Annotated in this window: 7 protein-coding genes; 4 read left to right on the top strand and 3 right to left on the bottom strand. The window is 56.1% G+C overall.

Translation table 11 applies throughout. From position 1 onward, the window contains the following. Window positions 1–242, top strand: a 242-nt coding sequence (locus AC1RT4_RS05205; RefSeq protein WP_493084044.1) for a TolC family protein, incomplete at its 5' end; no start/stop codon positions are given. Between the two features lie 307 nt (window positions 243–549). Here the strand turns inward: AC1RT4_RS05205 and AC1RT4_RS05200 are convergent. From AC1RT4_RS05200 to AC1RT4_RS05190, 3 genes are read right to left on the bottom strand one after another with little or no spacing between them, the layout of a single operon-like run. Further along, complete coding sequence (locus tag AC1RT4_RS05200) at window positions 550–1,167, bottom strand: PM0109 family protein (RefSeq protein ID WP_493084042.1); 618 nt, start codon at window positions 1,165–1,167, stop codon at window positions 550–552. A 5-nt stretch (window positions 1,168–1,172) separates the two neighbouring features. After that, complete coding sequence (locus tag AC1RT4_RS05195; RefSeq protein ID WP_493084040.1) at window positions 1,173–1,988, bottom strand: hypothetical protein; 816 nt, start codon at window positions 1,986–1,988, stop codon at window positions 1,173–1,175. Between the two features lie 49 nt (window positions 1,989–2,037). Next, window positions 2,038–3,207, bottom strand: coding sequence for a PDDEXK-like family protein (locus tag AC1RT4_RS05190; protein ID WP_493084038.1), 1,170 nt, complete (start codon window positions 3,205–3,207; stop codon window positions 2,038–2,040). Window positions 3,208–3,560: 353 nt separating this feature from the next. Here AC1RT4_RS05190 and AC1RT4_RS05185 point away from each other — a divergent pair, with 353 nt between their 5' ends. Genes AC1RT4_RS05185 through AC1RT4_RS05175 form a run of 3 tightly spaced genes read left to right on the top strand, consistent with a single transcriptional unit; the run spans window position 3,561 to window position 8,766 of the window. After that, window positions 3,561–5,810 (top strand): sugar kinase, encoded by a 2,250-nt coding sequence (locus AC1RT4_RS05185; RefSeq protein WP_493084034.1) that lies wholly within the window; start codon window positions 3,561–3,563, stop codon window positions 5,808–5,810. Window position 5,811: 1 nt separating this feature from the next. Further along, window positions 5,812–7,764, top strand: coding sequence for a hypothetical protein (locus AC1RT4_RS05180; protein ID WP_493084032.1), 1,953 nt, complete (start codon window positions 5,812–5,814; stop codon window positions 7,762–7,764). A gap of 3 nt (window positions 7,765–7,767) precedes the next feature. Next, window positions 7,768–8,766: a hypothetical protein gene (locus AC1RT4_RS05175; RefSeq protein WP_493084030.1), complete on the top strand. Its 999-nt coding sequence runs from the start codon at window positions 7,768–7,770 to the stop codon at window positions 8,764–8,766. Window positions 8,767–9,037: the final 271 nt, after the last annotated feature.

The following is a 9,037-nucleotide window of genomic DNA, read 5'->3' as shown; positions in this document are numbered from 1 at the left end:
TGACCAAGTTGTCACGAATCAACAATCTGGTTTCGCTGTACAAGGCGCTGGGCGGTGGTGAGCCAGAGGAAAGCCGCTATCAAGAAGGCGTCGACACCTTCCTCAATACCCTTGATGCGCAGCGCAGCCTGTACAGCGCGCAGCAAACACTGGTGCTGACCAAGTTGTCACGAATCAACAATCTGGTTTCGCTGTACAAGGCGCTGGGCGGTGGTGAGCCAGAGGAAAGCCGCTCGCTGTAAGCATCAATCACAATCAGCTTCCTCCTTGGCCCATGAGCGTTTTTTGTCATGGGCCTTTTTTGTTGTGGGTGACGTCTGTGGAGTGGGAAAGCAGCAGAGGGAAAGTTCCGCCCAGACACATCTGTCTTTCAATGGGGCTCGTTCAATGGATAACCCGTTGTTGAGGCTGTGGGGATTTTTCGGTGCGTTCATTCAACTAGCTTCCTGCTGGTGTTTTTGCGTAACCCCAGCCGTTCCGACCTTCGTACGTTTCGGCTTCAACGGAGAAAATCGGGAGGGTAGGGTTCAATTAGCCCAAGCTCAGAAATCAAATTTGCTGATCAAGCTTATCCGACGCGCGCTTTCTCAGCCCGTTCAAGGCGGTGCGGATGGCGTTCTCATCAGTGCATACAGATAAGTCCAAAGCCTCTGCGTAGGCGCGATAGCCAGGATTGCCATCACATTCGAGTACCTCTCCCATTGCTGGATAGTACGTCAGGTCCCAGACCTGGCTACGCCAGTTGTATGGCCCTTTGTGGGGTTCCAGGCATTGGAAGATATAGATGCGCAACTCGCTTCGGCTGTTCTCGACGATTGATGCTTCTTCGGCGTTTTCACCATTGCCGGTGTCGTTCCGGACCCAAACGTCGAACAACAGATCACCCTTTTCATGGCAGTGCTCAGGATCTTCCTGCCCGCCGTTACGAAGCCATAGCACGGAGATGTCGTTAAACGGTAGAAAACGTTGCCCTGCGCTGTTGCTGACCTCTAGCCCGTCCAGGCTCCGGGGCACACGATTTCGCGGTATCTGAGAGTAGTAATCGGCGCCCAGCTCTTCACGTATAAAGCCCAGTAGCTCAAGAATCCGCTGTTGATAATCCGCCAGCAGGCGATAGGCCTTGCGAACATCCAGAAGCGCGTTGTCGATTGAGGTTGCAGTGGTCAAGTTAGTCAGCTCCAACGTGCAATGGGGAATTGGGTAATTTGAATAGAAGGTGCAGAAAGGTTGGATAGGAAGCTGGATGTCGCTCGGCGGCTCGGGACTCGCTTGGCGCTAACGGTTGCGGGCGCGAAGATAGGGGCGCGCGTGGAGTTGATCGATACCGAGGCCAGTTGACCCAACCAGCGCCGGGGAAGAATGCGCAGCCCATGCCATTCGTAAGCGGCGGCAATATCATCCAGCAGACGCTGAAGGCCTGGCGATGAGTCCGTCGATGCATTGGAAATCGCTGCCTCTAGAGCCTGGAACAACTGATACCAACTGCAGCACGCCAACTCGTAATCTGAGCCTGCCCCGCACAGTTCTCTCTCGATTTGGGATTCCAGCTCAAAAGTGCTTTTCTGCGTGTAGCTGTGAAGGCCACCAATGGTAAGGAGTATCGGGTCTTCACCCAGGTGTTCGCCTGCCCAACCAGCCCGCAACTGATTTGCCAGTTGTACAGCGTATTGCTGTTGCAGATCGTCGTGGCGCTTGGCCTCAATCAGCAGCGTACGCTCCGAGCCGTACAGCACCACATCGGGTTCGACACGTCGGTCATCCAGCCACCATGATGGCCAGAACTCGAAATTCTCCAAGGTGCCAATTGGTCTGTCTGGCCCTAATAATTGGACAAAGAAGCTATCACGAACAGATTCGGGAAGATAAATCAGGCGCTCGAATATGGTGGCGGTAAGGATGTCTTCCGCCCCAGTGGCATCTCCCAGGTTTGAATGCTTACCTTCAACGCCGCTACCTCGGCGCTTGCCGTTCAATATTGCAGCGAGCATGTTACCTCCAGGCTAAAGCGCCAAGGAGTTTCATTGTGCGATGTGAGCATCAGCGCAATCCGGGTAGGGTAGGGTCTAGAGCGCGGTCGATCTCTTCAATGCAGTCCCGGATTTTGCTCAGCGCTTGGTTGTAATGTGTATCTGTCGCTTCGTCACCCAAGTCAAAAATGCACCGTTCATGTTTAATCTGGTAGCCGCTTGAAGCCACATAATGCCCAGCCCAGTCAGGCACTTCCCGCGGGCTGGAGGTGAAGTCGGGTAGATGTTTTGCCAGCTCGGTGGTATCAGCGGCACGGAAGTAAGGAAAAACACCAAGCCAGGTGTGCTTGTAGAGTTTGATCCAGAGACCATCGGGCCATTCTTTTACCCGCACGTCCAAGTCATACCGCTTTTTGTCGACATTGCATGTCGGCCTAGTTTCGATCTTGCCGACCCAGTCGGCAAACATAGGCGCGGTTTTAACCTGGGTTTCCAGCCATTCGAAGCGCTCTTGTAGCTTGCGATTCTGGCAATAAACGAAATGTTCGTGGATATGACGATACGCCTCTTCGTTTTGCTGGAAGATCTCCCAGCACAGCTGTTTGAGCTCGGTGTTTCCCGACATGGTCTTCTCGATATGAGTGACAAACTGATGGATAAACAGGAGGGCCCGCGGATCTACGCTCGTCTGTTGACGTAGAAGCTCGGCCAGCTGTCCATAAGATTGGTAATAGACGGGCGTCGGGGAGTCTGGATCGATCGTCGGAGACGCCCGGCCTTTGGGCGTCAGATACACCAGCGCCCTGTGGGTATAGTGGGGGAACAGTTCCTGCAATGCTTTCTGGTAACGGGCAACCTGACGGCTCTGGTCCAAGGCCCATATCTTGTTCTCGATTGCGATCACGAGTTTGAGGGATGGGTAATCGAGCAAGATATCGATATGTTCGAGTTCGCGCGCTACGTTCGCTCGCACGCCAACAGTGCTTGATAGTACGGCTTCCGGTAGCGGGCTGCGCTCGCAACGGCAGCCGAGAAGCGACCTTACATAATCATCTCTGAAGGCGCTGCCCATGCCATGGGCTTCCCGGTCGTTCAAGAGGGAAGCAATGATGTTTGAGTGGACCAGCTCCTTTGTGCTCACACCCATGGCTTTGAAAAGATCAAAAGCCTTGGTATAGCCCGCCAGGTTATTAAACGCTGCAGATGCGGACATTGCTGCTAGATGTTCACGGGCGTCCATGTCGATTTTCTCTATAGATAAGGCTTGTGCAGTCCGTCCTGCCTGCGCTGGCAATGCCAATGTGTCTTCGTGCGAATGACGGCGGTTGAATATTGGATTAGCGCAAGCTGTAGAATTCTGCCTCTCCTTGAGGCAAATGGCCATCGTTGTGATAGTGCTCTCCCTGAGCAGAATTATTGGTGCCAGATGAGAACGATGCTTTGGGAGAGACCTGCGTTATGGACAAGTTCATACCTTTATGACTCGTAGCTTCTGCCAGTCATGTTTCTCGCCAGTCCGCCGATACCCCGGTAGACGTATGTCCGCCGCAAGGGTCTGGCATCTAATTTCAAAGATGAACCGAGGAAGAAACAATGGCGATGGAATCCCCCGCGCTCCTGCTGACCGATCTGAACAAGGCACTGCGTCGTCTACGCGGTGCCTGCACCGACCTTGGTAACGAGGAAATCGACGAAAAACTGCTTGAGGTGATGCGCCGCCTGCTACTCGCCGAGGTGCTGGGTAATACCTGGATCGTTGTGATGGGCGGCTCTCAAGGCGCGGGCAAGACGACACTGATGGCGAGCATCTATGACCTGCGCGGCGATGGGCCGAGGTGGCTGCAGAGCAATGAGGGTCGTGGCGAGAAAATGCCAGTACTCATCCTCGAGGTAGAGGGCCTCGATCGCGCTCAGGGATACGTTCGCAGGCTGGTTCCAGACTCGGCGGCGCAGGGCTACAGGCTGGATGACTTCGAAGTGGATGTTCCGGAGTTCCAGCGCGCCATCTGCGACCCCAATGCCGAGGATCTGCTGCCGGTCCTGAAAGTGCCTCGCCGCTACTTCAAACGCGATAACCAGGCGTGGTTGCTGCTTCCAGGGTACGAGAAGCAGGAGCGCGACAACCGCGCCTGGCAGGAGCTGATGCGCCAGGCGATGATCGCCGCAGGTGGCTGCATCATCGTGACCGACGAGACGCGCATGGCCAATCAGCAGCAGCTCGAGATCGTCCAGGACATGCTGGAGAACGAGCTTAGGGGCTGTAAGCCGTACATCGTGGTCTCCAAGACCGAGTCCCACCGCAACGATCCCAAGCGCCAGGCCGATCTGCGCTCAAGCGCCCAGGCGACATTCCAGGTGGCGCCCGAGCTGGCCGAAAGAAACATCATTCTGAGCGGTACCGACGACGTCGAGTACATTGAACAGTGGATGCCCCACCTTCGTCGCGCCATCGACGACCTCAACTTTACCGGGGAATCGGATCGCCACTTCCAGATGAGTCATCTCTCTGAAATCGTGGGTAAGGATTTGACACGGGTGTTGAACGCGATCCGCAGCAAGGCGCGGCTGTATTTCACGAGCGACAAGGCGAGTGGGATTGATGGCGCTGAAGTGCTGGAAGAGGTTTTGGGCAGGTTCGATGAGGCAGCAGCGGAGCTTCGGAGTCAGCATAATCGGCTTGTGAGCGAGCTGGCTGGGCAGGCGTTTTCGAAAGCGTCCGATTCAATGAGTGCTCGGCTCATTGCCGATCACGAAGGCTTCGGCAACTGGTTTTCGAATGTCTTCGATACCACCAGCCAGACCAGAATGAAAATGCAGGATCTCGTCCAAGGGGCATGGCGCGAAGCGGCGCCGGCGTTTTTTCATAACTACTCTCAAGGCGTATCGTCGTTAACAGCGAGCAAGCTTGAGCGAGTGCCCGTAGAGAAATCGGGGGAGGGCTCTCCCGCGCGTGTGCCACAGGCGAAATCTGAGAATCTGATCCAGATGGGCTTTGTGCACGCATCGGGGCAACCCGTTCGTTTCGCGAAGTTAACCCCTGAAGCGGTCAGTGATATCAGCATCCTTCTGGGCAATGGCCGCCGTGAGGAATGGCAGGCTAACCAGGATGTCAGCAAACAGGTGGGTACCAGTGCCGAGCTGATACCGGCGATGTCGCTGGAATACACCCGGCTTATCTTCGCTGCGCCTCAGGTCGTTGGCGTCAAGCAGGACTTCGTACCCACCGACAACACTTCTGGCGCCAATGCCGTCTCAGCGAGTGTCGAGAACCTCAGAATAGGCGTCGAGCTCGGCAAAACTACTATTCGTTCGCTTGCCACCGTACTGGCGGTAGACGTAGTCAGCGATGGAGACTCCGACATACTGGGTGCGCTCTTCGGCAAGACGACTGACTCTGATGCGGGCGATGCTGCAGATGCAGGCGATTCCAGCAACTCAGACAATTCAGGATCGGAGACCAAGCTCCCTATGCCGCTCACGCTGCACCCCGCTGCAGTAGCGGCCACCGCAGTCGTCGCAGCTGCGTATCTGACAGGCGTGGCGGTAACGCGGATTCGCAGCATCGAGAAAGCAGCAAGCGCCCAGGCGAGGGTCATGCTCGGCACGGTCCATGACCACCATGTTGAAAATCTTCGCACGTCTTTCGATGAGACCATGGCCGTGGCGCGTGCGCGCGTCTGCGCGAGGTTGCGTGCCCGCTATCGCATGGACGAACTGCTGATGCGCAAGGACCGCCTTGCCAAGGCCATCGCTGATGTCACCTCGATCACCAGTGACTTGCGCTATGAGTTGGACTCGTCGGCTTCTGGCTTGCAGCTGTTCATCGCTGACCGTGGTGTCTGACATGGTCAAGCAAGACGTGATGGACCATTGGCACGCTCTGCAGGCACATCAGTCGGACTGGGCGTTTCGTGCCTATGCACGGTTGATCAAGACGTTGAGCAAAGACGTCCAGGAAAAGCTGCAGCTCAAGGAGGAAGTGGCCGAGCCCTATGTGGTCATATTCGGCAAGACCCAAGTCGGTAAGACCACGTTGCTGCTCGACCTGATGGGCATTGACCCGGCCCAGTTGGGAAGGATTTCGCAGGTCATACGTGGCGGGCGCGAGGCGGGCAAGTCGGCGACGGCCACCGCCATGGAGTATTGCCGCTCGGTCGAGGGCCGCTGGGGACTGACTCTGCGCTCGAAAACGCATTGGTTCGAGGCCGAAGCCGATGTTACCCGAGCGCTTGGCCAGCTCAGGGAAGACATGGAGGCCGGGCAACTGGTTGCCGAGTCGCCCTGTGTGGTGCATATACCATCTTCTTTCTTTGCCAGCCAGGCCGCCGAGGGGCCGAGCATTCGCATTCTGGACCTTCCAGGCGATAACCCTGCCAATGCGGCAGAGCAGGCGCATGTGAACCTTATGGCGAAGACTTATCTACCCTTCGCTGACCTGGTGTTGCTGGTTGGCCGGGGCGATGACCTGGGGTTCCTGCGGCCTGAGGCGCTGACGTTGCCTGGAATCGAAGACTGGCAGGCCATGCCGCACCGTTTTCGCATTGTCACAACCTATTCGTACTTCGCACAGTCGATCAAGGACGCTGCTCGAGAGGATGCGAGATTCGATGCTTCTAAATCTCGGCGCCGTCTCATCCAGCAGATCGAGCTTTTCGGTCGCCTAAGCGATCAGGCTCGGGATGAGCACCTGTACTTTCCCCTGGAGTTCGGCACCAGCTGGATGAGCATGCAAAAGAATGAGCCGGAACTGCATGCCCGGATCGCGCCGTTGATTGCCGGACTGCGCAGCGAGTTGCTGGAGCAGATCTCGCAATCCACAAGTCCGGTTGGCCGTCTGCGTAGTACGCTCGATAGTCACTTGGGCGTCGGGTATATCCAGAAGAAGAAGACCGAGGCAGTTGAGCGGGCCATCGAACAACTGGAAAGCAAAAACACGACGCTTGTGCGCGAGATCGCCATCTGGACCGCAGCGATCAAGAAGGCGCGGGATAAGTTGAGGACGGCATTGCAAGACCTGCAAACTAATACATTGGTAGATGGCATGCAGTTGATCGAGCACGCAGCCTCGAGCCCAGTGTTCACTGTCTCCGGTAGCTATCCTCCCAAGGTGGGTGCGGTCAAGGATGACTGCGAGACTCTCAGGACGTTGGTTTATGATTATTACAGGCTACTCAAGGGGATGCGCTTGGAGGTCAAGGGCAATCCCCGATTGGCGTATTGGGAAGGTGTGCGCAGGCTCGTAAATGAGCCTGGCTTGCGGATGATTGAGGATATTATCGACGACGCGTTCAGCTCCATTCGCTACAAACTGGCGGACTACACCTTCGATACCTACCTGTTCTCATCAAACTATCAGGAGGATTTGCGGAAGGTCCACAGCGCAGGCAGCGAAGCCCGGCACGAACTGGTCCGCCTGTGGAAAAAACGTTGGCTCGGGGCATTGACGGTGCTTGACCAAGATTTCAAGCGCGACATCAAGGCGCTCGAAGCCAGCCTCGAACTGCAGCGGCACGAGCAGATGCTTCTGATCAAACAGTGCGAGCGAATCGAGCACGAGACCGCCCTCAAGCACGGCGAGTTGAAGCGCATTGCCCAAAACTCGCAACAAGACCTCGAACGGTGCAAACGCTTCACTCACTTGCTCGATGAGGAATACCTTGCCGAACTCGACCAGCGGATGAGTTTGGCGATGAACGAGGAAGATGATTGTGACGCGTTACTGCAATTGCTGGCCTGTATGCAACTGAGCAACCAGCGGGTAGAACTGATGAGACTAAGCCAAGATGGCCGGGCCTGAAAAATGAGTACAGCTACAGAGATTCACAACAAAGAAAAGGCCCTGGCCGAGTTGATGATAAAGATTCTGAAGGAGCCTCTCAAACCACTCGAAGCCTCGATCAAGGCATTGAGTGGAGACCTTGCGGACACAAGAGATTCCATCACTGAGATCAACGACACCTTGGGCGCTTCCGCGGGCGATACGGAAAAAGCCACGAAGTCGTTGCTACAGGCGTTGCGCAAGATCCGCGAAGAAGACGTACCTTCGTTGCTCACCAAGCTTCAGAAACACATCACCGACCAGAGCGCGAGTGACGCTCGTGCAGTCGAGGCCTTGCTCGAGCAATCTACGGCCGTCCACACTTCTAGCCTGAACTCGACTGAGTCCGTGCTGCTCGAAGCTCTCGCTGGGGCGACCCGGCAGCAATTGGAGCTGGCGCAGTCGATCGAAGCGCTGCGTCCGCACATTGAAAGCTCGGCTGCTGAGGTGTCGCGCCAGCTGTCGTCATCGCATGGCTCAAGTGTCACTGATTTCAAGGCAGCGGTCGTTGACGTCGGCGTTCGCATCGCCGAGCAGCAGAACGCTTCGCAGGAAACCCTCCTGGCAGGGCTGGAAGCACTCGGGCGTGAAGACCAAGCGGCCAAGGTCGAGCATGCCGAGGTGGCGGAAAAGGTCTTGAAAGAAATTGCGTTGAACCGGGAATTCAGCAAGAGGATAAACTCGGCCTTGGCGGCGCAAGTCACCATCCTGGGCACGGATGTGGCAGTTGTACTCACCCAGCTGTCGACGCAGGTCGAGGCCGTGGCGGCTGAAAACAAACGCTTTGTGCAACAGCTCTCGGCAGCGGCCACGGGCGAGCAAACCGCACTGGTCGCGCTGCTGACCCAGCAGAATGCGGGTCTAGCTGCGGAGCTCTCATCCAACCAGCGTCACGTGAAAAGACTGACAGTCATCACGGGTATGTTTTTCGGATCGATGCTGCTGTATGTGGGGTATGACATCTGGCGGAATTTGCTCTGATTTAGCAGGAAGCAATAGCAACAAGCGCCCCTTTGGACCCGAAGTAGCGCTCCGCGGAGGGCTGCTCGCGGCCAAAAGCACTTGCTAACACCCGAATTAAGCCTTGCTGCGAAGCGGCTTCGGTTTGCGCCTGAATGACCCTCTATCTGACTTTGGTGCTGGATCTGTTTTCTCGTCAGGTTGTTGACTGGTCAATGAAGTCGCATATGACCACTGAGAATGAGCTTGCAAGGTGTCTAGAGAGTCCGGGGCGATTCATAATGGTACCTTC

The organism is Pseudomonas sp. GW821-FHT11D10, assembly GCF_058808435.1.
Note: the sequence above shows the minus strand (reverse complement) of the source record. Positions and strands in the feature narration are given on the sequence as shown.

Coding starts and splice junctions, on each gene's coding strand:
- AC1RT4_RS05195 (WP_493084040.1), bottom strand. CDS start 1,988: ATGCTCGCTGCAATATTGAACGGCAAGCGCCGAGGTAGCGGCGTTGAA.
- AC1RT4_RS05190 (WP_493084038.1), bottom strand. CDS start 3,207: ATGGACGCCCGTGAACATCTAGCAGCAATGTCCGCATCTGCAGCGTTT.
- AC1RT4_RS05185 (WP_493084034.1), top strand. CDS start 3,561: ATGGCGATGGAATCCCCCGCGCTCCTGCTGACCGATCTGAACAAGGCA.
- AC1RT4_RS05180 (WP_493084032.1), top strand. CDS start 5,812: ATGGTCAAGCAAGACGTGATGGACCATTGGCACGCTCTGCAGGCACAT.
- AC1RT4_RS05175 (WP_493084030.1), top strand. CDS start 7,768: ATGAGTACAGCTACAGAGATTCACAACAAAGAAAAGGCCCTGGCCGAG.